Raw genomic sequence first — 22,229 nt, forward strand, 5'->3', positions numbered from 1 at the left:
AAACCTTAATTTATATACAGGGTCAAACACAAAAAATGCAAATTTATATACAGATTGAAAAACAATAAATAAACTATAATATCAATAATGAGTTATCGTTATTTGCGATAACCTTTACACACACACCACATTACCATTAAAAACTAATTAACAGATGAAGATTATCAGTAAAATAGCTGCAGCCGGACTGGGCCTGGTATTCGCGGGGACATCGGTTTTCGGACAAAGCCTTGCCGATGCTAAAAAAGCTATTGATGCGGAGCAATTCCAGAAAGCCAAATCGATGCTTAAAAATTTGGTGAACACCCAATCAACCAAGGATGAAAATTATTTTTACCTGGGTTGGGTTTATATAAAGCAGGACTATCCGGATTCAGCAAAAACGGTGTTCCAAAAGGGGTTAGGAGTAAACGCTAACTCGGCATTGAACCATGTAGGTTTGGGTATAGTTGCCCGTTTGGATAAAGATAAAGCTGGTGCGCAAGCTCAATTTGCCCAGGCTACAACTTTAGCAGGTAAAGACAGTAAGCCTTATGTATATATTGCTAAAGGTTACCTGTTACCGGATGCAAATGGCAAAGTTGCCCCTGCTGATGCAACAGCAGCTTTGGATATATTAACCAAAGGCAACACTGCGAGCGCTACAAAAAGCAAGGATAAAAATGCAACTCCTCAGTCAAATGATCCTGAGTTGTTCATTACCATGGGTGAGGCTGACCGTGTATTGCTGAAGAGTAATGATGCATACACCAATTTATCAACTGCCTTAACCCTTGATCCGAAATCAGCTGCTGCTGACGTTGGTTTGGGTGTACTATGGAAATATGCCGATAACTTTGAAGACGCTCAAAAGCAATTCCAGGCAGCTTTAGCTATTGACCCTAATTATGGCCCTGCTTACCGTGAGTGGGCTGAAACAGACCTACGCTGGGCACAAAGCAACCCAAGCGTGGCTTCAGCAAAAGTAAAAGAAGCTGCTGAGCAGTATAAAAAATATATAAGCTTAACCGACTACTCTCCTGAATCTCAAATGCGCTATGCGGACTTCCTGATCAACGCAGGTGATTTCAAAACTTTACAACAAGTGGCAGGAGACATTGCTAAAAATGCAAATGCCAATTTGAGGGCATACAGATACGAGTTGTATGCAGCCGTAGAAAATAAAGATTACCCGGCTGCTATAACTGCCGGAAATACCTGGATTACGAAAGCTGACCCTAAACGCGTTATCCCTCGTGACTATATGTATCTGGGGCGTGCACAAATAGGCAGTGGCCAAGACTCATTAGGTGTTCAATCTTTGCAAAAAGCTTTGCAACTGGATAGCAGTTTTGTTGACGCCTATCAGGATATCGCAAAAGCCTATGTAAATCAAAAGAAATACAAGGAAGCTGCGGTGGCATATGATATTTATAGCACTAAATCAAGAAATGCTAAGTTGACAGATCGTTTCTATGCAGGACTTTACTATTACTTTGGTTTTACTGTTGAAGATGCAGCCAAATACAAAGATCCTAAAGCTGCAAGAAGTGATAGCGATCTGCTTGTTAAAGCTGATACCGCATTCAGCTATGTGATCCAAAAAACAGGAAGCAATCCATTTGCACTGGCTTATATTTACAGAGCAAGAATTGCTGACTTACATGAAAATGACCGTAATAATATTAAAGGATTAGCAAAACCATATTATGAGAAGTTTATCGAACTTACTTTGGCAAAAGGCGCTATAGGTGATGACAGAACTAAAACAAATATGGCTGAAGCTTACGATTATTTAGGCACTTACGCTGAGTTCAAGGAAAAAGACGAAGCAAAAGCTGCTGAAAACTTTGGTAAAGCACGCGACCTTGTTCCGACCGATAAACCGGCGCTTGACTACTTCAAGCGCAAAGGTGGCGGCAAGAGCAAGTAATTGTAAAAAAGAAAATACAGGCCTTCCGGATTCCGGGAGGCTTTTTTTGTTTATAATTATTTATCCATTACTATATTTGCACCATGGAAGTACAAAGTTTGCCCATAAATTATCTGCCTATCATTTTCCAGATGGTAGTGGCTGTAGGTTTCGTGGTTACCACTATGTTTGTAACGCATAAAATTGGTCCTAAGCGTGTTACCAGCGATAAGCTGACCCCGTTTGAATCGGGTATCGAAGTAATCGGTAATGCCCGTACACCCATGTCGATCAAATACTTCCTGGTGGCTATCCTGTTCGTATTGTTCGACGTGGAAGTAATATTTATGTATCCATGGGCGGTTAATTTCAGGGAGCTTGGTAAAGATGGCATGATAGAAATGTTCATTTTTATGGGTACGTTATTACTGGGCTTTATATACGTTATCAAAAAAGGCGCATTGGATTGGGATTGATTGGTGAATAGTGAATAGTGAATAGAGTAGCTCGATAAGAATTTACTCACCACTCACCATTGACTATTCACTACTCACCACTTTAGATTAATTCTAAATAAAATACTATCGTTTTAGTGTACATTTTACAGCTTTATTATTAGTAAATTTGCAAATGTTATCAATCTATGGTAACGTTTATTCTATTTATAGATCATGAGTGAAATTCAAATTGTTGAAGCTCCTCCAGGCGTAGAAGGCGCAGGCTTTTTTGCCACGTCGCTTGATAAAGCAATCGGCTTAGCGCGTTCCTACTCATTGTGGCCACTTCCCTTTGCCACTTCTTGTTGTGGTATCGAATTTATGGCTACAATGGCTTCTACTTACGATTTGTCGAGATTTGGTGCAGAGCGATTAAGTTTTTCCCCACGCCAGGCAGACCTGCTGATGGTGATGGGTACAATTTCAAAAAAAATGGGTCCTGTTTTGAGACAGGTGTATTTGCAAATGGCCGAACCCCGCTGGGTATTGGCTATGGGAGCCTGTGCTTCGAGCGGTGGCATATTTGATACCTATTCGGTGTTGCAGGGTATTGATGAGATCATTCCTGTGGATGTTTACATACCGGGTTGCCCGCCGCGTCCCGAAGCTGTTATTGATGGCTTTATGCAGATCCAGAAACTGGTGCAGACGGAGTCGTTGCGCAGAAGAAATACACCTGAATATCAAAAATTACTAGCTTCATACGGTATTCAATAATGAGCAAGATAACCAACGAAGAGTTGCTGAACAGCATCAAGGCCAAATTCGACACTGATGTAACCAATATCAGCGAACCTTTTGGACTACTAACCCTTGAAACCAGCCGCGAAAAGATCATCGACCTGCTGACCTTTTTAAAGACAGACGCTGCGCTTCAGTTTATATATCTGACGGACATCACCGCAATCCATTACCCCGAAACGGAGAAGCCTATTGGTATTATTTACCATCTGCATAGTTTGGTAAATAATATCCGTATCCGCATAAAGGTGTTTGTTGCTGATGGCGATGTAAAAATGCCTACGGCAACTGTACTTTGGAACGGCGCCAACTGGATGGAACGCGAAACTTACGATTTATTCGGCGTTGTTTTCGAGGGGCACCCTGATCTGCGCAGGATATTGAACGTGGATGATATGACGGTTTTCCCGATGAGGAAGGAATATCCGCTGGAGGATCCAAACCGTGTTGATAAACGAGATTACTTTTTTGGAAGATAATAGAAGATGAGAACTCATCCTGTATATACTGATAACGACCCGCAAACCGAGTACTCGACCCTGAATCTCGGGCCAACGCATCCGGCCACACATGGTGTGTTCCAGAATGTGTTGACCCTGGATGGCGAGCGTATTGTAAGTGGTGTATCGACCATAGGTTATATCCACCGGGCTTTTGAAAAAATTGCCGAACACAGGCCATTCTACCAGATCACTCCGCTGACCGACAGGATGAACTATTGTTCGTCGCCCATCAATAACATGGGCTGGCACATGACGGTGGAAAAACTTTTAGGTATAAAAATGCCTAAACGTGTAGATTATATGCGCATCGTCATTATGGAGCTTGCCCGTATATCAGATCATATTATTTGTAATGGTGTATTGGGTGTGGATACGGGTGCCTTCACCGGTTTCCTCTATATGATGAAATTCCGTGAAGACATTTACGAAATATACGAGGAGATATGCGGATCGCGCCTTACTACCAATGTTGGCCGTATAGGCGGCTTTGAACGCAACTTTAATCCTATTCTTTTTGAAAAAACACGTAAGTTTTTAAAAGAATTTCCAGCCGCACTAAAAGAATTCGAAGCGCTGTTTAACCGCAACAGAATTTTCATAGATCGTACTACAGATGTTGCTGCCGTTACCGCAGAGGATGCTTTGAGCTATAGCTGGAGCGGTCCTTTGTTGCGTGCAGCCGGCGTTGACTACGATGTAAGGGCAATGGAGCCATACAGCTCATACGAGGAGTTCGATTTTGAAGTTCCGGTAGGCAGCAATGGCGATGTTTATAACCGTTTCCTGGTTCGTAACGAAGAAATGTGGCAGAGCCTTCGCCTGATTGAACAGGCTTTAAAGAAAATAGAAAAAGAACCTTCGGATATATTCCATGCAGACGTGCCTGAATTCTATCTGCCTCCAAAAGAGGAAGTTTACAATAATATGGAAGCGCTTATCTATCACTTTAAAATTGTGATGGGTGAAATACCAACCCCTACTACCGAAGTTTACCACGCAGTGGAAGGCGCTAACGGCGAGTTAGGCTTTTACCTGGTAAACGATGGCGGGCGTTCGCCTTACCGCTTGCATTTCCGCAGGCCAAGCTTCATCAATTACCAGATGTATGCGCCAATGAGCCGTGGTATGTTGTTATCGGATGCGATCATAAACATGAGTAGTTTAAATATTATAGCCGGAGAATTAGATGCTTAGAGTTGAAGACACTGGCGTTCCGGTTACATTTTCGCCGGAACTGATAAAAAAGTTCGATGAGATAGTAAGCCGTTATCCGAAAGGAAAACAGAAATCAGGCTTATTGCCTATCCTGCATTTGGTACAGGCTGAGTACGGCTGGGTTAGCACCCCTGCTATGGATAAAGTAGCAGAGTACCTGGATATACAGCCGATAGAAGTATACGAAGTAGCTACTTTCTATACGATGTATTTTATGCGCCCGCAAGGGAAATATGTGCTGGAAGTTTGTCGCACAGGGCCTTGTGGTATAGTAGGCGCCGATAAGATAATGGATCATATCGAGGAAAAACTGGGCGTAAAAGAAGGTGAAGTGACTGCCGACGGCTTATTTAGCTGGAGAGGGGTAGAATGCCTGGCAGCATGCGGATTTGGTCCGGTATTGCAGATTGGCCCTGAATATACTTTTTATGAAAAACTGACCAATGAATCGGTTGATCAGCTGATCGGCGATCTGAGGGCAAAAGCAAATAATTAATGATAGTAACTAAAGCGAGAGTAATATACGGCGATGTGATCCTGGTGATCGCGCTGCTTGCATTTTACTTTCTGACCAAACAGTTGACCGAGAATGTGCTGGCGATGAGTTTGATCATATTACTGTTAGTTGGCCGGAGCATTTTCTGGCATGTCAACTGGTACAAGGCAACAGGTAAAATTTACTAAGATGAGCCGGGGAAAATTAATTTTTACGGATGCTGTATTTTTTGTTAGTACAATACTAATCTGGTACGCTACAGATGGATTCAAGAAGTCAATGGGCGTGTTTTTATTCATGATTATTTTTGCATTTGCTGCATGTATAAAGCAACATGCTGAATATTATAACCGCACCAAAAAGATTTATTAATAGCAATGGGACGCAAATTATTATTAGAACATATAAACGTACCCGGCATCAACACCTTTGATGTATACCGGTCAAAAGGCGGTTATGCTTCTGTTGAAAAGGCCTTGAAAATGGCCCCGAACGATATTGTGGAGGAGGTAAAGAAATCGGGTTTACGCGGCCGAGGCGGTGCAGGTTTCCCTACCGGGATGAAATGGAGCTTTTTGGCTAAACCCGAAGGCGTTCCCCGTTACCTGGTTTGCAATGCCGACGAGTCGGAACCCGGAACTTTTAAGGACCGTTATTTAATGACTTATATCCCTCACTTATTGATCGAGGGTATGATCGTTTCGAGTTTTGCTTTGGGTGCCAATGTATCTTACATCTATGTTCGCGGCGAAATGATGCCGCAGATACGCATCCTTGAAAAAGCCATTGCCGAAGCAAAAAATAAGGGATTTCTTGGTAAAAATATATTAGGCAGCGGCTACGATCTTGAACTGTATGTTCAACCTGGTGGCGGCGCTTACATCTGCGGAGAAGAAACTGCTTTGCTGGAATCACTGGAAGGTAAACGCGGTAACCCGCGCATTAAGCCACCATTCCCGGCTATTGCTGGTTTGTACGGCTGTCCTACCGTAGTAAATAACGTTGAGTCAATTGCTGCTGTAGTGCCTATCATTAATGATGGTGGCGAAGAATATGCAAAGATCGGTATCGGTCGTAGTACAGGTACTAAACTGATCTCTGCAGGTGGTAACGTAAAGAAGCCAGGTGTTTACGAGATCGACTTGGGCTTGCCTGTTGAAGAGTTTTTATACTCAGATGAATATTGCGGCGGTATAGCCAATGGCAAACGACTGAAAGCGGTTGTTGCCGGTGGATCATCAGTGCCGATCCTTCCTGCTAACCTGTTCATGAAAACAGTTAATGGCGATGCCCGCCTGATGAGCTATGAATCATTAGCTGACGGGGGCTTTGTGAGCGGAACGATGATGGGGTCAGGAGGCTTTATCGCTTATGACGAAGATCAATGTATCGTTCGCAACACCTGGAACTTTACCCGTTTCTATCACCATGAAAGCTGCGGACAATGTTCGCCATGCCGTGAAGGTACAGGCTGGATGGAAAAAGTATTGCACCGTTTGGAATATGGCCATGGCAAAATGAGCGACATGGATTTGCTGGTGGATGTGTCGAAGAAGATAGAAGGTAATACCATTTGTCCGCTTGGTGATGCAGCAGCATGGCCGGTAGCCAGCGCTATCCGTCACTTCCGTGATGAGTTTGAATGGCATGTGACCAACCCAGGCGAAGCAACAGCAAGAAATTTCGGATTAGCACATTATGCTGATCCGCTGCCAAAAGTAGAACCAAAAGTGGCGTAAGCCTCTGAATAAAAAGAATTGTCATTCTGAGCGATAGCGAAGAATCTTCTGCGACAGGCATCGCAGAGAGGCAAGGCGAAGAAGATGCTTCGTCCCTCAGCATGACAAGGATAAAATTTTTGACTTACTATAATGTCAGATAAATTAAAAGTAACGATAGACGGTATTCCCGTTGAAGTGGACCCGGGAACAACCATCCTAAATGCTGCAAGGCAGATAGGTGGTGATATTGTTCCGCCGGCAATGTGCTATTACTCTAAATTACAGGGTAGTGGTGGTAAATGCCGCACCTGTTTGGTAAAAGTGAGCAAAGGATCTGAAAAAGATCCCCGCCCTATGCCTAAGCTGGTAGCATCGTGCCGTACCACAGTGATGGATGGAATGGAGGTGCAAAATATTACTTCGCCGGAAGTAATTGAAGCACGCAAGGGAGTAGTAGAAATGTTATTGATCAACCATCCGCTGGATTGTCCTATTTGCGACCAGGCAGGTGAGTGCGATCTGCAAAATTTAGGCTTTGACCACGGCGCAGCTAAAACCCGTTATGAGTTTGACCGCCGTACTTTCCATAAAATTGATATTGGTGATAAGATACAGCTGCACATGACCCGCTGTATCCTATGCTACCGTTGTGTGTTCACTGCCGATCAGATCACCGATCATCGTATCCATGGTATTTTGAACCGCGGCGATCATTCTGAAATATCTACCTATATCCAGGCTGCTGTTGACAACGATTTCTCAGGAAACGTGATCGATGTTTGCCCGGTAGGTGCATTAACCGATAAGACTTTCCGTTTCCGCAACCGTGTTTGGTTCACCAAACCTGTTGAGGCACACCGCGATTGTGATCATGAAAAATGCAATGGCAAAGTTACCCTGTGGTACAAAGGCGAAGACGTATTGCGCGTAACTGCACGTAAAGATGTATATGGCGAAGTAGAAGAATTCATCTGCAATACCTGTCGTTTTGATAAAAAGAAAACAAGCGATTGGGTGATTGAAGGTCCACGCAAAGTGGAGAACTGGTCAGTGATCAGTGCGAATAAATATGACACATTGCATCCTCTGCCGGTTGTAAAAACCAACCCCGTATTGCAGGAAGCAAACAAAGAACAATTTGAAAGGGAGACACGACTATAATGGAGACCGGAGAAATAATAGTAAGACTAGTACTGATCGTGGTGATATTCCTGATCAGTTTGGTGATTGCCATGTATTCAACTTATGCCGAGCGTAAGATCGCGGCTTTCTTCCAGGATAGGGTTGGCCCTAACCGTGCAGGCCCGGCTGGTATTTTTCAGCCTTTGGCTGACGGCGCTAAGATGTTCCTGAAAGAAGAGATCATTCCAACCAATTCAAGCAAATTCCTGTTCATTGTTGGCCCTTCGCTGGCAATCATGACAGCCTGTATCGGTTCAGCTGTTATTCCATGGGGACAACAGATACAGATAGGCGGCAAATTGTATGATCTGCAGGTTACCGATATTAACGTTGGCTTATTATACATCTTCGGCGTGGTATCATTGGGTGTATATGGCATCATGATCGGTGGCTGGGCGTCAAACAATAAATACTCTTTGTTGGGCGCTATCCGCGCGGCATCCCAAAATATCAGCTACGAAATTGCGATGGGTTTGTCCATCATCGCTTTGTTGATGGTCAGGAATACGTTAAGCCTGAAGGAAATTGCTGAACAACAGCATGGCTGGCACTGGAACGTGCTTTATCAGCCAATAGGCTTTATCCTGTTCATTGTATGTGCATTTGCCGAAACCAACCGTTCACCATTTGATTTGCCTGAGTGCGAAACAGAGCTGGTTGGTGGTTATCACACCGAATATTCATCCATGAAACTGGGCTTTTACCTGTTTGCTGAGTATATCAACATGTTCGTATCATCGGCAGTGATGGTTACCTTGTATTGGGGTAGCTACAATTATCCGGGTATGGATTGGGTGGCTGCACATTTAGGCTCAGTTGCCGCACCTTTGATTGGCGTAGTAGTAGTATTTGCAAAAATATTCTTGTTCATCTTCTTCTTTATGTGGGTGCGCTGGACTATCCCGCGTTTCCGCTACGACCAGTTGATGGACCTTGGCTGGAAAGGTTTAATTCCTATCGCCATCGCCAATATTATTGTAACAGGACTTTGGATTACATTTTATAAATAACCGGAGGACGAGATTAAATGGAATCATTAAGTAATAAAAGAAAGGTAATTGAATCAAAACCGCTCAATTTTTGGGAGCGGATCTATCTGCCTGCAATTGCAAAAGGCTTATCAATTACCCTGAAGCACTTCTTGTTTAAGAAGGATGTGACCGTGCGTTATCCAGAGCAGAAACGCGAGTTTTCTGAGAACTTCCGTGGTATGCATTCGCTGAAACGCGACGAAAATGGTAAAGAGCGTTGCACCGCATGCGGACTTTGCGCTTTATCATGCCCCGCAGAGGCGATCACCATGATCGCTGCGGAGCGTAAACCAGGCGAAGAACATCTGTACCGCGAAGAAAAATATGCTGCGGTGTATGAGATAAATATGTTACGTTGTATTTTCTGCGGGCTATGCGAAGAAGCTTGCCCTAAGGAAGCAATTTACCTGGATGGAGATATTGTCCCTGCCGATTACCTGCGTAAGGATTTTATTTACGGCAAAGACAAATTAGTAGAGGCGCCCTTAAATCAATAAAAGAAGTTTATAACTTTGCCTCGCTTTTCGGGGCAAGGTTATATTGTAAAAAATAGAAATGAGTATATTTTACTTTATCGCATTTTTGTCCATACTGTTCGCAGTACTGGTTATCTCTGCAAAAAACCCGGTGCACAGTATACTTTACCTTGTACTAACGTTTTTCACTTTTACCATCCAATACGTACTGCTGAACGCTCAGTTTGTGGCAATCGTAAACTTTATTGTTTACATGGGGGCCATCCTGGTGTTATTCCTGTACACGCTGATGCTCATCAACCTAAATAAAGATGCTGAACCGATGAAAACCAGCCTGGTGAAGATCGCTGCTGTATTAGGAGGAGGTTGCTTACTGGTGGTAGTAGTGGCTGCGCTAAAAGCAATAGGTGCATCCGACCCGGTAGTGTTTAAAGACCCGAACCTGGGTTTGGTAAAAAACCTCGGTAAAGTATTGTTCAACGAATTTTTATTGCCATTTGAAATATCGTCACTGCTGTTGCTGTCGGCAATGGTTGGTGCGGTGTTGCTTGCTACTAAAGACCCAAAAACTGCGTAATGGAAAGCTTTTTTAAAACTGCACAAACCGTACCGCTTAATCATTACATCCTGTTAAGCGCGATCATATTTTCTATCGGAGTTATTGGAGTGCTGATCCGCCGTAATGCGATCGTAATCTTTATGTCGATCGAATTAATGCTTAATGCAGTGAACTTATTGCTGACTGCATTTTCAGTTTATCGCGGCGATGCGACCGGGCAGGTGTTTGTATTTTTTATTATGGCGCTGGCAGCTGCCGAAGTAGCGGTGGGCCTGGCAATAATTGTAATGATCTACCGGAATACCAATTCGATAGACATCAAGGTGCTGAACAGATTGAAATGGTAGTTTGATTTCGGAAGTCGGAAGTTCGATTTCGGAATTAGATCCTTAATTAATAAATATAGACGTGAATACGTCTTACGTACAACTTAAACAATGGATAAATACATCTGGCTTATTCCTTTATTACCTTTAGCCGGTTTCCTTATTAACGGTATCGGCCGTAACACCTTCTCCAAAGGCGTTATTGGTGTTATCGGCAGCTTAGTTATTCTGGTCTCTTTTGGTCTGAGCGTAGTTGCATTCCTGCAGGTAAAATCATCGGGCCCTATCAATGTAACCGTATTCGATTGGTTCAGCATTAATGCATTCAAAGTGCAGTTTGCCTTTTTGGTGGATCAACTGAGCGCTTTAATGTTACTGATCATAACCGGGGTAGGTTTCCTTATCCATTTGTATTCCGTAGGATATATGCACCACGACGAAGGTTTCGGTAAGTTTTTCTCTTATCTGAACCTGTTCGTGTTCTTCATGTTACTACTGGTTTTAGGCTCAAACTACCTGGTAATGTTCATCGGTTGGGAAGGCGTAGGTTTATGCTCTTACCTGCTCATCGGTTTCTGGTATACCAACGCAGATTATGCTGAGGCGGCCAAAAAAGCTTTCGTAATGAACAGAATAGGTGACTTAGGTTTCATTATCGGTTTATTCCTACTGATCTCTTATTTCGGAAGTATTACTTTCTCGGATATATTTCCAAAGGCTATTCATATGAGCGCTGGCGAGGTGCCGTTCACACTGATCACCATCCTGCTGTTTGTAGGTGCGGTTGGTAAATCGGCACAAATTCCATTGTTCACCTGGTTGCCTGATGCAATGGCGGGTCCAACCCCGGTTTCGGCGTTGATACACGCTGCAACCATGGTTACCGCCGGTGTTTATATGGTAGCAAGGTCAAATGCTTTGTTCTCCATGGCGCCAATCACTATGAATATTATTGCGGTGATTGGATTAGCTACAGCGGTTCTGGCAGCGTTGATTGCTCTTTCACAAACGGATATTAAAAAAGTACTGGCTTATTCAACAGTATCCCAATTAGGTTATATGTTCTTAGGTTTGGGCGTTGGCGCTTACACAGGAGCTTTCTTCCACGTATTAACCCATGCATTCTTCAAAGCGTTATTATTCCTGGGTGCAGGCTCTGTTATCCATGCCATGAGTAATGAGCAGGATATGCGTATGATGGGGGGATTGAAGAGCAAATTACCAGTCACCTTCTGGACTATGTTGATCGCTACCATTGCCATATCAGGTATTCCGCCGTTTGCAGGCTTCTTCTCAAAAGACGAAATATTGGCCGGTGCATTTGAGCACAGCACAACCATGTGGGTAATTGGAGCTCTGACAGCAATGTGTACTTCGTTCTATATGTTCCGCATGTTATACCTGACTTTCTACGGTAAATTCCGTGGCACTTCAGAGCAGGAACATCATTTACACGAGTCGCCAAAAACGATGACTATCCCATTGGTGGTGTTAGCTGTATTATCTGTATTCGGTGGATTTATCAATGTCCCAGAAATATTAGGTGGCCATCACTGGCTTGCTGATTTTCTGGCACCGGTTTTTGCGCCATCAGCAGCAGTATTGCAACATAAAGAAGCGGTTGCTTCAACAGAATATTTATTAATGGGGGCATCAGTTGTGCTTGCATTGATCGCGTTAGCATATGCTTATGTAAGATATGTGAAAAATGCACATGTACCTGCTGCCGACTCAGAAGAGCGTCCGGGACCGGTAAGCCTGTCGTACCACAAATTTTATATCGATGAGATATACGATTGGCTGATCCGCAAGCCGCTGGATGCATTATCGGTATTCTTCTATAAAGTGGTCGATCTGTTAGCCATTGATGGTATTGTAAACGGATTGGGTAAGCTGCCTGTAAAATCGAGCAAAGGTTTGCGCCTTTTACAGTCTGGTAATGTGGGCTTCTACATCTTTATGATGGTGGCCGGCATTATTGCCATATTGATATTTAGTTTGGTTAAGATATAACAATAAGTATAAGAAATGACAGTTAGTATTTTACTTTTTTTGCCAATTGTTGCAGCACTTGTTGTTCTATTATTAAAGGGCGATGTGGCGAAGTATGCCGCTTTAACCTTTTCTGTAGCCGAACTGGCTATTGCAGGCTATTTCTTAAGCAAGTTTGTTCCTGACGGCAGTATACAATTCGGCGTCAATGCTATGTGGATGCCAAAAATCGGTATATGGTTTAATGCGGGTATCGATGGTATCAGCATGATCATGGTTTTGTTGAGCACATTGCTTGTACCTTTGATCATCCTCACTACTTTTAAGCATCAATATAAAAGCACATTTTATGCGCTGATCCTGTTTATGCAGGCAGGCATGCTTGTAGTATTTACAGCACTCGACGGATTTTTATTCTACGTTGGCTGGGAAGCTGCGCTGATCCCGATCTATTTTATATGTGCCATGTGGGGCGGCGAGAACCGTATCCGTGTTAATATCAAATTCTTTATTTATACGTTCGCAGGTTCGTTGTGCATGTTGTTAGGTATTATCTACCTGTACATGCAAACTCCGGCGAAACTGTACGACCTGCATGCATTTTACGATCTTAACCTGAACGCTCACCAGCAAAGCTGGCTATTCTGGGCTTTCTTCCTGGCATTTGCCATCAAGATGCCGATATTCCCTTTCCATACCTGGCAGCCGGATACTTATACTGAAGCGCCGTCCGCAGGTACGATGATGTTATCAGGGATCATGCTGAAAATGGGTATTTATGGCGTGATACGTTGGCTGATTCCAATTGCTCCGCTTGGCGTTCAGCAGTGGGGAACAATGGCTTTGATCCTTTCTGTGATTGGCATTGTATATGCTTCAATTATCGCTTTCAAACAAAAAGATGGCAAACGACTGGTGGCTTATTCGTCTATCGCCCACGTTGGTCTGATCGCTGCAGGACTATTCACCTTTATGCGCCCTGACGGTTCATTTATCTGGACTTCACAGGGATTACAAGGTGCTATGATCCAGATGCTGAATCACGGTATCAACGTAGTAGGCTTATTCTTTGTATGGGATATCATCAGTCGCCGTCTGAATACTCGTGATATTAGCGAAATGGGGGGCATCGCCAAAGTAGCGCCTAAGTTTGCAATAGCATTTTTGATCGTAACTTTAGGTACCGTCGCTTTACCATTAACAAATGGTTTCATCGGTGAGTTCCTGTTATTAAATAGCGTATTCCAGTATAATCTTTGGATTGCAGTTGTGGCCGGTTTGACAATGATATTCGGTGCTGTTTATATGCTGAGAATGTATAAGGGAGTTATGCAAGGAGAAACCAACGCATTAACCGCCACATTTACTGATATCAGCGGTTCGGAAGTTTTCGTGTTCGTTATTATATGCTCGCTGATCATTATAATTGGTGTGTATCCACAGCCAATACTGCATATATCTGAGTTCAGCGTAAACAAATTAATACATTTAGTACAAGGCAAACTGATGCCGGTTAAACCGTTATAATATTTACAAGAGAAATGAATACTTTAATAATTCTGTCTGTTTTACCTATTCTGCTTTTGTATTTAGGCCTTTATAAAGCTAAAGGCGCTTTATTGCCGGTTACGATCATTGGTTTGCTGGGAGCTTTGGCAACAGCAGTAATGCAATGGGGTAAAGGCATCCAGCCGATTTATCATGGCATGATGTTGTTTGATAACTTCTCTATAGCCTTTTCTGTAATCACTATTGCTTCAACCATATTAATATTACTGCTTTCAAAAGAATATTTTGAGAAGATAAGCACACACGTAGCTGAATACTATGCGATCATCCTGTTCTCGCTGGCAGGGATAATTGTCATGCTCTCATACAATAACTTAGTGATGCTGTTTATCGGCCTCGAAATTATGTCGGTGAGTTTGTATATCCTGGCTGGTATCAAAAAGAGCGATTTTGCATCAAATGAAGCATCGTTAAAATACTTCCTGATGGGAGCATTCTCAACAGGATTTTTACTGTTCGGTATCACATTGATTTACGGTGCTACAGGTTCATTCAATTTGCAAGCCATCCGCGATTGGGTAGTAGCTCATCCAAAAGGTATTGATCCATTACTGGGTACAGGCATCATGCTGATCATCGTAGGTCTTTGTTTCAAAGTAGGCGCCGCTCCGTTCCATTTCTGGACACCGGATGTATATGAAGGCTCACCAACGCTGATCACTGCTTTCATGTCGACAGTTGTTAAAACTGCAGGCTTCGCCGCATTCCTTCGGCTGTTCTCAGAATGCTTTGCTCCGATGTCTGATTTCTGGATGCCTGCATTGCTCGTCATTACAATTATCACACTGTTCATTGGTAACATAACCGCACTGTACCAGCAAAGCTTTAAGCGTATGCTGGCTTTCTCAAGTATATCGCATGCCGGTTATTTATTGTTTGCCATAGTAGCGCTTGGTGCAAGCTCTGCAAATTCGGTGTTCATGTATTCTACAGCTTATTCTATCGCTTCTATCATTGCCTTTGGTGCATTGATATTGGTACAGCAACAGGCAGGCAGCGATAACTTCGATAGCTTCAACGGTTTGGCAAAAAGGAATCCATTCCTGGCATTGGTGCTGACAATTTCGATGTTGTCACTGGCAGGCATTCCGCTTACTGCAGGTTTTATTGGTAAATTCTTTGTGTTCTCAGGAGCATTGGAACAATACCATACTACATTGGTGATCCTGGCGGTGGTAAATGCAATCATCAGCATATTCTACTATTTCCGGGTGATCATTGCTATGTATTTCCGCAGCAGCGAGCGCGAAGAAGTTACAGTGCCAGGCTACTTTAATTTCGTTTTGGGATTAGCTGCTTTGGTAACCATCGTTATAGGTGTTTATCCTGCTTTTATCTCAAACCTCATTTAATCCGTAATCAGGATACTATTAATTGATTTTATATTAGTAGTTTTACGGTGATAGTGAATGGAACAATTCTGGGAACACCTTCAAAATTTAACAGACGCTCAATCCATTATAAGCAAGGGAGGCTTTTATCTCTTGCTTGTTGTTATTTTTGCCGAGACGGGTTTGTTCTTCGGCTTTTTTTTACCCGGCGATTATTTACTGGTTTTAGCAGGTTTGCTATGTGCTACAAACATACTTGACGTAAGTATCGTTGTATTGCTGTTGTCGCTGATAGCAGCGGGTATTTTGGGCAATTTTGCGGGTTACTGGTTTGGCTACCGCACCGGGCCCATGCTTTTTAAACGTAACGAATCTTTGTTTTTCAAGAAACGTTATGTAACAATGGCAGAAGAATTTTACGCCAAATATGGAGGGATGGCTCTGGTTTTAGGTAGATTTTTCCCTATAATTAGAACTTTTGCCCCTATCTTTGCCGGTGTGGTTAAGGTGAATTTCAGAAAGTTCACCATATTTAACATTATTGGAAGCGTATTATGGGTATGTATTTTAACTTTAGTAGGATATTTTTTAGGAAAGAAATATCCCGACGAAATTAAATATTATCTTAAATACGTGATATTGGGACTAATTTTAATTACATCCATTCCGTTGCTGATCGCTTATGTGAAGAAAGCTTTTAAAACAGAAACCACGGAATAGAATTTTCTAACTATAAAAATATAATGAGTACACAACACCCTTGGCACCAGGTTTCTCCAGGCGATAATATGCCTGAAGTAGTGAATGCTATAATTGAAATACCAAAAGGCTCAAAAGCCAAATATGAAATAGATAAAGAGTCTGGATTATTGAAACTGGATCGCGTTCTTTTCTCCTCAGTAATGTATCCTGCAAACTATGGCTTTATCCCGCAAACTTATTGCGATGATCATGACCCGCTGGATATCCTTGTACTATGCTCTGTTGACGTATTCCCTATGTCGATCATAGAAGCTAAAGTAGTAGGAGTGATGCACATGGTGGATAACGGCGAACAGGATGATAAGATCATCGCGGTAGCAAAAAATGATATGTCGGTAAATTATATTAACGACCTGAACGAGTTGCCTCCGCATACCATGAAAGAGATTGTCCGCTTTTTCCAGGACTATAAAAAGCTGGAAGGCAAGAACGTAACCATCGAGCACCTGTTGGGTGTGCGTTATGCTCACAAAGTAATAACTGAAAGTCTGGAACTGTATAAGTCCACTTTTCCGTCGTACCAATAATTGATTAATGGACCCTGCAGGCATAACGGTTAATTATTTTTACCTTTTTCTTACAGGCGTGCTGGTGCTGCTCAACGGCTTTTTCACGGCCGCTGAGTTTGCTTTGGTTCGCGTACGCGGCTCGCAAATTGAACTGAAAATAAAGACCGGTAGTAGAGTAGCCAGGATCACCCGCAGTATCATGGCCAACCTTGACGGTTACCTGGCTGCAACGCAACTGGGTATCACCATAGCTTCACTAGGTTTAGGTGTATTTGGCGAGGAGGTTTTTACCGATATCATGCTGGTTGTATTCAAGTCATTTGGCGTAGTTATTACCTCAGGATTTGTTATTACGCTTAGCCGCGTTATTGCTTTCATTCTTATTACCTTTCTCAGTATTGTATTCGGCGAACTTGCTCCAAAGAATATCGCTATCCAGCGTTCGGTACGTACAGCGCTGGCGGTGTCAACACCTTTGCGGTTATTCTTTATTGTTTTCAGGCCCGTTATTTGGGTATTAAACAGGTTTGCAGGAGTAATATTGAAGATGCTTGGAATTAAAGAATTTGAGGGAGAAGCTCATCATAGTTCGGAAGAGCTGCAATATTTGTTAGATCAGGGTAAGGAAACTGGGGCACTCGATTCTACTGAGCATGAGCTGATACAAAACGTATTTGATTTTAACGAGCGCGTGGTGAAAAACATCATGGTGCCGCGTACCAAAATATTCGGCATAGAGATCGATACTGAACAGAATGAGGTGATCGACGAAGTGATAGCGGAAGGTTACTCACGTGTGCCTGTATATGAAGAAACCATTGATAAAATTGTGGGTATTGCGCATGCAAAGGATATTCTGCCGCTGGTTGCCCGTAAGGTTAAGTTCGAGCTAAAAGACATCATCCGTAAACCATACTTCGTGCCGGAAACCAAAAAGATCAATGATCTGATGGCGGAAATGAAGCTGAAGCGTATTCAGATAGCTATTGTATTGGATGAGTTTGGCGGAACTGCGGGTATGGTGACATTGGAAGATATTGTAGAAGAATTGGTTGGCGATATACAGGATGAATATGATGAGGAAAAACCAATCGTAGAAAAGGTGAACGATACGGAGTTTATCGTAAATGCCCTGGCGCCAATCTATGACGTAAATAGCCACCTACCGCATGATCTGCCTGAAGATGGGGACTTCGATACTGTTTCAGGCTGGTTAGGTGATATATTTGGTAAAATACCTGACGTTGGTGAGCAAAAGGAAGCGAACGGATATAATATTACGGTATTGAAGAAATCCGATCAGAATATTGAATCAGTAAAGCTTGAATTACTACTCAACGCCGAGGATACTGTCGACCTGCATTAAACCTCCCGGAAATGCAACTCTTTTACACACCGGATATTGATACTAATTCCACCACTTATCAATTAAACGAAGAGGAAAGCAAGCATTGCGCAAGGGTGCTTCGCTTACAAACCGGGGATAAAATACAGCTGATAGACGGGAAAGGGAATTTCTATACGGCTGCTATTACCGACCCTCACCCTAAAAGAACATCATTACGGATCATATCGGTACAACAGGATTTTCATAAGCGAAACCATTACCTGCACATCGCTATTGCTCCCACAAAAAATATTGAGCGATTAGAGTGGTTCCTGGAGAAAGCTACCGAAATAGGTATTGATGAGATATCATTGATTATTTGCCAGCGCTCTGAACGTAAAGAGGCTAAAACTGATCGCCTTGATAAAATCATTACCTCAGCTATTAAACAATCCATTAAAACATGGCACCCGACTTTGAACGAACCTATCGCTCTGAATAAACTGATTGCAACTCCTTTTGAGGGGCAAAAATTCATTGCTCATTGTGAGGAAGGTGATAAGTTCAATTTGAAAGATGAGTTGAAACCTTTTGGCAGATATTTAATTCTTATAGGCCCTGAAGGCGACTTTACACCAAAAGAGATAGGTGATGCGTTAAATAATGGATTTAAAGCCATAACTTTAGGAGAAAGTCGTTTGAGGACAGAGACCGCTGCACTGGAAGCGTGTTTCGAGGTGAATTTTTTGAACAGGGTATGAAAGCATTTTCATTTTTGGCTATAGTGGCATTATTGAGCTTAAGCAGCTTCAATACACCGCCTACTTATAAAATGGCCAAGCTTAAATATAACGGCGGGGGTGATTGGTACGGTGATAGAACAGCATTGCCCAACCTCATAAAATTTTGCAACGAAAACCTAAAGACCAACTTTCAATCCGAAGATGAGGTGGTCGAAGTTGGCAGCGCAGAGATATTCAATTATCCATTTATCTTTATGACGGGCCACGGTAACGTGATCTTCTCCGACCAGGAAGCGCAAAATTTGCGCAAATACCTGACCGGCGGTGGCTTCCTGCATATTTGCGATAATTATGGCCTGGATAAATTTATTCGTCCGCAAATGAAGAAGGTTTTCCCTGAGCTTGATTTTGTCGAATTGCCGCTCAACTATCCTATCTATCATCAGAAATACGATTTCCCGAACGGCCTGCCAAAAGTTCACGAGCACGACGGCGGAAGGGCACAAGGATTTGGCCTGATCTATAAAGGCCGGCTGGTGTGCTTTTATGATTACGAGTGCGATTTAGGCAACGGCTGGGAAGACTTCGGCACTTATACTGGCGATACCCAGGAAACTCGTATAAAAGCGTTAAAGATGGGAGCCAACTTGGTGCAATACGCGTTGACGCAGTGATTAGTGACTAGTTATCAGTTAACCGGTTAATCAGGGGGATGGTACTTGCAAGAATTTCAATTTATTTTCCGACTTTTAAAAATCACCAATAACTGATTAACTGATCACCGGTTAACCGATCACTAAAAAAATGTACAAACTCAAGATAAACGGTAATTCAGAATATAAAGTAGAGAAAAGCAGCGATAAGCTGTTGATTAATGATAAAGAGATCAATGCTGATATACAGCAATTGAATGAGGTGAGCTACCACCTCATTAATGATCTGAGATCTTACAATGCGGAGGTCGTTAATTTTGACAAATCCACCAAAACAGCTCAAATAAAAGTTAACGGGAATCTTTATTCAGTAACTGCGCAGGATCAATTCGATATCCTCCTGGATCAATTAGGCATGAGCGCTATGAATGCCAATAAGGTTAGTGATATCAAAGCGCCTATGCCGGGGCTGGTATTAAAACTTTTTGTTTCCGAAGGAGACCACGTAAAGAAAGGTGAAAACCTGTTTGTATTGGAGGCAATGAAGATGGAGAACATCATTAAATCTCCGGCTGATGTTACCGTAAAATTGGTTAAGATTAAACCAGGGGATAAGGTAGAAAAGGGACAGGTTTTGTTATTGTTCCAATAGAAAATTGTAGAGACACGATGCATCGCGTCTCTGATCTGCAATTATACCAAACAAAAAAAGGTGCACCGTAAGTGGCGCACCTTTTTTTATGAAGCGATCTAGATAATTAGTGTGCTTTAAAGTCTTTTGGTTTTTTCACAGTATAGTGTGGCTTGCCTGATGGATTAATTTCAGGAGCACCAACCATCGTCATTGCGCAGCGGAAACCAACTTCAGCGCTCGATTCATCTTCGTCCATAAAACGACGGGTAGCGGGGTTTAACCAGTAAGCCAGGTCATTCCATGAACCGCCTTTGTAAACTTTTGAGTGGTCGTTAACCAAAGTAGTTGTACCATACAGGGCCATGTTAACTGAGTCATTAGCGCCACGCATATCGGGATTGTAAGCTTTGCCGGAGTATTTTACACCTGTTTGTGCCGGTGTAGCAGACGCTGCATTGCCATTAGCAGGCTGTTGCTGACCATTAGCCTGGGTGCCATTTGGCTGAGTGCCGCTCTGTTGTGCTTGCTGTGCCTGTTGCATAGCGATCAGATCAGCATATTTCATCTTTTTACCAGATTTAGCAGGATCTTTGATCGGTTTACCATATTTATCCTTTGCATACAAACCTTTAGTAGCATCAGCCAGACGTTTGTTGGTATACTCGTTACCGCGGAATGGGTTAAAGTCTTCAAACTCTTCAAATGAGGTTTGGCGATAAGTATCCTGAACCCACTCGTTTACGTTACCGGCCATGTTATACAAACCGAAGTCGTTTGGTGGGAATGAACGTACTGGGGCAGTAATATCCGCCTTATCATTCAGGTAACCACCAACACCCATGTTATCACCTAACGCACGTTTAAAGTTGGCTAATATCAAACCACGGGTTTTCTTTTTAGGTGAACGTACGCCTAAACCGTTCCAAGGGTAAATTTTGTTTTCGCTGATATTTTCAAACTCGGTGTTGCCGATTAATCCTAATGCAGCATATTCCCATTCAGCTTCTGAAGGCAAACGGTAGGCTTGTTTCATGATACCATCTTCGATACGTACCGGCCTTGTAGCCTTGCCGGTTGATTTACCATTAGCACCGGTAGCTGGTTTAGCATTAGGGCTAAGATCCGGCATCATGTTTTTACCGTCGATGCCAGGGCCTTTATATTGACCGTTCAGGTAAATGTCAGTGTTGAACGGATCTTTGGTCATAGCAGCCTGTGTTTGAGCGCCGCCTTTGCCTTTGCTTTTCGGACCGTTGCCCGATGCTTCCTGCCAGCTGGCCAGTCTTCCCGTTTCACGAAGAATATTTTCGTTCATACGGTCGGTTCTCCATGAGCAGTAATCCTGCGCCTGGTCCCAGGTTACACCTACAACAGGATAATCCTGGAAAGCCGGGTGGCGAAGATAATTATCGACGTAAGGTTCATTATAAGATAACGGTCTGCGCCATACCAGGGTATCAGGCAGCGCATTATAATAAAGCTCACGATCATCGGGGAAAGTGATACTTATCCAATGCAGGTAATCCAGCCAATCCTGGTTAGATACTTCGGATTCATCCATATAAAATGAAGGAACCGTTACTCTGCGGCGAACGTTATTGTAATCATAAGTAACATCCTGGTCAGCGCTTCCGCCCATTACAAATGTACCACCTTCAATCGGAACAAGACCAGGGCCGGGTGCAGGGTGCACGTTTTTGAATCGCTCATAACCGCCATTGTTCTTGTCATTGTAAGTAATGCCGGTTTTTTGCGATTGCGGACGCTTGCTGCAGCTGCTTAACAAGGCTCCAAAACCCATCAGCACTAAAGCAGTTCTCGTAAAAAGTATTTTCATATTTTTACTATTTGATATTAAGTGGGTAAATCTAAAAAATTATATTAATAATTAATGTAACTAAAATAAGCTCAGGTACATTATGTAAAACTGAATGAACCTTTATGTCACTTTAAACGTAAAAATTCGCGTTGAGTTACACAAATCTATTTTTTTTGCTTTAAATTGTAAATATTAGCCCCTTTTGTTCTGATTATATTTCCAAGTAGAGCGATATAGATGTGGTAGAAGTTT

The 22,229-nt window shown here is 42.7% G+C and carries 23 protein-coding genes; 22 read left to right on the forward strand and 1 reads right to left on the reverse strand.

The window, feature by feature from the left end:
• Positions 1–154: 154 nt before the first annotated feature.
• The 22 genes from VIM89_RS21405 (at position 155) to VIM89_RS21510 (ending at position 20,176) form a co-directional block, all read left to right on the forward strand.
• Positions 155–1,912: a tetratricopeptide repeat protein gene (locus VIM89_RS21405; protein ID WP_488158228.1), complete on the forward strand. Its 1,758-nt coding sequence runs from the start codon at positions 155–157 to the stop codon at positions 1,910–1,912.
• A gap of 83 nt (positions 1,913–1,995) precedes the next feature.
• Positions 1,996–2,367 (forward strand): NADH-quinone oxidoreductase subunit A, encoded by a 372-nt coding sequence (locus VIM89_RS21410; protein ID WP_488158229.1) that lies wholly within the window; start codon positions 1,996–1,998, stop codon positions 2,365–2,367.
• 195 nt (positions 2,368–2,562) lie between these two features.
• A complete protein-coding gene (locus VIM89_RS21415; RefSeq protein ID WP_488158230.1) occupies positions 2,563–3,105 on the forward strand; it encodes an NADH-quinone oxidoreductase subunit B in 543 nt (180 codons plus the stop codon).
• Positions 3,105–3,608: an NADH-quinone oxidoreductase subunit C gene (locus VIM89_RS21420; protein WP_488158231.1), complete on the forward strand. Its 504-nt coding sequence runs from the start codon at positions 3,105–3,107 to the stop codon at positions 3,606–3,608. The genes VIM89_RS21415 and VIM89_RS21420 overlap by 1 nt, the downstream gene beginning before the upstream one ends.
• A 6-nt stretch (positions 3,609–3,614) precedes the next feature.
• Complete coding sequence (locus tag VIM89_RS21425; protein WP_488158232.1) at positions 3,615–4,826, forward strand: NADH-quinone oxidoreductase subunit D; 1,212 nt, start codon at positions 3,615–3,617, stop codon at positions 4,824–4,826.
• Positions 4,819–5,343 (forward strand): NADH-quinone oxidoreductase subunit NuoE family protein, encoded by a 525-nt coding sequence (locus tag VIM89_RS21430; protein WP_488158233.1) that lies wholly within the window; start codon positions 4,819–4,821, stop codon positions 5,341–5,343. The genes VIM89_RS21425 and VIM89_RS21430 overlap by 8 nt, the downstream gene beginning before the upstream one ends.
• Positions 5,343–5,531, forward strand: a complete 189-nt coding sequence (locus tag VIM89_RS21435; RefSeq protein ID WP_488158234.1) for a hypothetical protein — start codon at positions 5,343–5,345, stop codon at positions 5,529–5,531. Before VIM89_RS21430 ends, VIM89_RS21435 begins: the two co-directional genes overlap by 1 nt.
• A gap of 189 nt (positions 5,532–5,720) precedes the next feature.
• Positions 5,721–7,082, forward strand: coding sequence for an NADH-quinone oxidoreductase subunit NuoF (nuoF, locus tag VIM89_RS21440; RefSeq protein WP_488158235.1), 1,362 nt, complete (start codon positions 5,721–5,723; stop codon positions 7,080–7,082).
• Between the two features lie 132 nt (positions 7,083–7,214).
• Entirely contained in the window at positions 7,215–8,225 is a 1,011-nt protein-coding gene (locus VIM89_RS21445) for an NADH-quinone oxidoreductase subunit G (RefSeq protein ID WP_488158236.1), read from the forward strand.
• Positions 8,225–9,256: an NADH-quinone oxidoreductase subunit NuoH gene (nuoH, locus tag VIM89_RS21450; RefSeq protein ID WP_488158237.1), complete on the forward strand. Its 1,032-nt coding sequence runs from the start codon at positions 8,225–8,227 to the stop codon at positions 9,254–9,256. The genes VIM89_RS21445 and nuoH overlap by 1 nt, the downstream gene beginning before the upstream one ends.
• Before the next feature lie 17 nt (positions 9,257–9,273).
• The gene (locus tag VIM89_RS21455; RefSeq protein WP_488158238.1) at positions 9,274–9,774 is read left to right on the forward strand and encodes a NuoI/complex I 23 kDa subunit family protein; all 501 of its coding nucleotides are present in this window, start codon (positions 9,274–9,276) and stop codon (positions 9,772–9,774) included.
• A 58-nt stretch (positions 9,775–9,832) separates the two neighbouring features.
• A complete protein-coding gene (locus tag VIM89_RS21460; RefSeq protein WP_488158239.1) occupies positions 9,833–10,330 on the forward strand; it encodes an NADH-quinone oxidoreductase subunit J family protein in 498 nt (165 codons plus the stop codon).
• Positions 10,330–10,659 carry an NADH-quinone oxidoreductase subunit NuoK gene (gene nuoK, locus VIM89_RS21465; RefSeq protein WP_488158240.1) on the forward strand — a complete coding sequence of 110 codons (330 nt, stop codon included), beginning with the start codon at positions 10,330–10,332 and terminating at the stop codon, positions 10,657–10,659. The genes VIM89_RS21460 and nuoK overlap by 1 nt, the downstream gene beginning before the upstream one ends.
• Positions 10,660–10,749: 90 nt before the next feature.
• Complete coding sequence (gene nuoL / locus VIM89_RS21470; RefSeq protein WP_488158241.1) at positions 10,750–12,651, forward strand: NADH-quinone oxidoreductase subunit L; 1,902 nt, start codon at positions 10,750–10,752, stop codon at positions 12,649–12,651.
• Positions 12,652–12,666: 15 nt separating this feature from the next.
• On the forward strand, positions 12,667–14,157 hold the full coding sequence (locus VIM89_RS21475; protein ID WP_488158242.1) for a complex I subunit 4 family protein: 1,491 nt from the start codon (positions 12,667–12,669) through the stop codon (positions 14,155–14,157).
• A 14-nt stretch (positions 14,158–14,171) separates the two neighbouring features.
• Positions 14,172–15,551, forward strand: a complete 1,380-nt coding sequence (locus VIM89_RS21480; protein WP_488158243.1) for an NADH-quinone oxidoreductase subunit N — start codon at positions 14,172–14,174, stop codon at positions 15,549–15,551.
• 57 nt (positions 15,552–15,608) lie between these two features.
• Positions 15,609–16,250, forward strand: coding sequence for a DedA family protein (locus VIM89_RS21485; protein ID WP_488158244.1), 642 nt, complete (start codon positions 15,609–15,611; stop codon positions 16,248–16,250).
• A gap of 23 nt (positions 16,251–16,273) precedes the next feature.
• Complete coding sequence (locus VIM89_RS21490; protein WP_488158245.1) at positions 16,274–16,819, forward strand: inorganic diphosphatase; 546 nt, start codon at positions 16,274–16,276, stop codon at positions 16,817–16,819.
• A gap of 7 nt (positions 16,820–16,826) precedes the next feature.
• Positions 16,827–18,167, forward strand: coding sequence for a hemolysin family protein (locus VIM89_RS21495; protein WP_488158246.1), 1,341 nt, complete (start codon positions 16,827–16,829; stop codon positions 18,165–18,167).
• Positions 18,168–18,178: 11 nt separating this feature from the next.
• On the forward strand, positions 18,179–18,889 hold the full coding sequence (locus VIM89_RS21500) for a 16S rRNA (uracil(1498)-N(3))-methyltransferase (RefSeq protein WP_488158247.1): 711 nt from the start codon (positions 18,179–18,181) through the stop codon (positions 18,887–18,889).
• Positions 18,886–19,545, forward strand: a complete 660-nt coding sequence (locus VIM89_RS21505; RefSeq protein ID WP_488158248.1) for a DUF4159 domain-containing protein — start codon at positions 18,886–18,888, stop codon at positions 19,543–19,545. The genes VIM89_RS21500 and VIM89_RS21505 overlap by 4 nt, the downstream gene beginning before the upstream one ends.
• Before the next feature lie 130 nt (positions 19,546–19,675).
• Complete coding sequence (locus VIM89_RS21510) at positions 19,676–20,176, forward strand: acyl-CoA carboxylase biotin carboxyl carrier protein subunit (RefSeq protein WP_488158249.1); 501 nt, start codon at positions 19,676–19,678, stop codon at positions 20,174–20,176.
• A gap of 106 nt (positions 20,177–20,282) precedes the next feature.
• Here VIM89_RS21510 and VIM89_RS21515 read toward each other — a convergent pair whose 3' ends face one another.
• A complete protein-coding gene (locus tag VIM89_RS21515; protein ID WP_488158250.1) occupies positions 20,283–21,995 on the reverse strand; it encodes an SUMF1/EgtB/PvdO family nonheme iron enzyme in 1,713 nt (570 codons plus the stop codon).
• Between the last annotated feature and the right edge of the window lie 234 nt (positions 21,996–22,229).

Source organism: Mucilaginibacter sp. (assembly GCF_036568825.1).
Classification (GTDB): domain Bacteria; phylum Bacteroidota; class Bacteroidia; order Sphingobacteriales; family Sphingobacteriaceae; genus Mucilaginibacter.

What these genes read in the sequence shown, in the direction of transcription:
- VIM89_RS21405 (WP_488158228.1), top strand. Translation starts at nt 155, where the DNA reads ATGAAGATTATCAGTAAAATAGCTGCAGCCGGACTGGGCCTGGTATTC.
- VIM89_RS21410 (WP_488158229.1), top strand. Translation starts at nt 1,996, where the DNA reads ATGGAAGTACAAAGTTTGCCCATAAATTATCTGCCTATCATTTTCCAG.
- VIM89_RS21415 (WP_488158230.1), top strand. Translation starts at nt 2,563, where the DNA reads ATGAGTGAAATTCAAATTGTTGAAGCTCCTCCAGGCGTAGAAGGCGCA.
- VIM89_RS21420 (WP_488158231.1), top strand. Translation starts at nt 3,105, where the DNA reads ATGAGCAAGATAACCAACGAAGAGTTGCTGAACAGCATCAAGGCCAAA.
- VIM89_RS21425 (WP_488158232.1), top strand. Translation starts at nt 3,615, where the DNA reads ATGAGAACTCATCCTGTATATACTGATAACGACCCGCAAACCGAGTAC.
- VIM89_RS21430 (WP_488158233.1), top strand. Translation starts at nt 4,819, where the DNA reads ATGCTTAGAGTTGAAGACACTGGCGTTCCGGTTACATTTTCGCCGGAA.
- VIM89_RS21435 (WP_488158234.1), top strand. Translation starts at nt 5,343, where the DNA reads ATGATAGTAACTAAAGCGAGAGTAATATACGGCGATGTGATCCTGGTG.
- nuoF (WP_488158235.1), top strand. Translation starts at nt 5,721, where the DNA reads ATGGGACGCAAATTATTATTAGAACATATAAACGTACCCGGCATCAAC.
- VIM89_RS21445 (WP_488158236.1), top strand. Translation starts at nt 7,215, where the DNA reads ATGTCAGATAAATTAAAAGTAACGATAGACGGTATTCCCGTTGAAGTG.
- nuoH (WP_488158237.1), top strand. Translation starts at nt 8,225, where the DNA reads ATGGAGACCGGAGAAATAATAGTAAGACTAGTACTGATCGTGGTGATA.
- VIM89_RS21455 (WP_488158238.1), top strand. Translation starts at nt 9,274, where the DNA reads ATGGAATCATTAAGTAATAAAAGAAAGGTAATTGAATCAAAACCGCTC.
- VIM89_RS21460 (WP_488158239.1), top strand. Translation starts at nt 9,833, where the DNA reads ATGAGTATATTTTACTTTATCGCATTTTTGTCCATACTGTTCGCAGTA.
- nuoK (WP_488158240.1), top strand. Translation starts at nt 10,330, where the DNA reads ATGGAAAGCTTTTTTAAAACTGCACAAACCGTACCGCTTAATCATTAC.
- nuoL (WP_488158241.1), top strand. Translation starts at nt 10,750, where the DNA reads ATGGATAAATACATCTGGCTTATTCCTTTATTACCTTTAGCCGGTTTC.
- VIM89_RS21475 (WP_488158242.1), top strand. Translation starts at nt 12,667, where the DNA reads ATGACAGTTAGTATTTTACTTTTTTTGCCAATTGTTGCAGCACTTGTT.
- VIM89_RS21480 (WP_488158243.1), top strand. Translation starts at nt 14,172, where the DNA reads ATGAATACTTTAATAATTCTGTCTGTTTTACCTATTCTGCTTTTGTAT.
- VIM89_RS21485 (WP_488158244.1), top strand. Translation starts at nt 15,609, where the DNA reads ATGGAACAATTCTGGGAACACCTTCAAAATTTAACAGACGCTCAATCC.
- VIM89_RS21490 (WP_488158245.1), top strand. Translation starts at nt 16,274, where the DNA reads ATGAGTACACAACACCCTTGGCACCAGGTTTCTCCAGGCGATAATATG.
- VIM89_RS21495 (WP_488158246.1), top strand. Translation starts at nt 16,827, where the DNA reads ATGGACCCTGCAGGCATAACGGTTAATTATTTTTACCTTTTTCTTACA.
- VIM89_RS21500 (WP_488158247.1), top strand. Translation starts at nt 18,179, where the DNA reads ATGCAACTCTTTTACACACCGGATATTGATACTAATTCCACCACTTAT.
- VIM89_RS21505 (WP_488158248.1), top strand. Translation starts at nt 18,886, where the DNA reads ATGAAAGCATTTTCATTTTTGGCTATAGTGGCATTATTGAGCTTAAGC.
- VIM89_RS21510 (WP_488158249.1), top strand. Translation starts at nt 19,676, where the DNA reads ATGTACAAACTCAAGATAAACGGTAATTCAGAATATAAAGTAGAGAAA.
- VIM89_RS21515 (WP_488158250.1), bottom strand. Translation starts at nt 21,995, where the DNA reads ATGAAAATACTTTTTACGAGAACTGCTTTAGTGCTGATGGGTTTTGGA.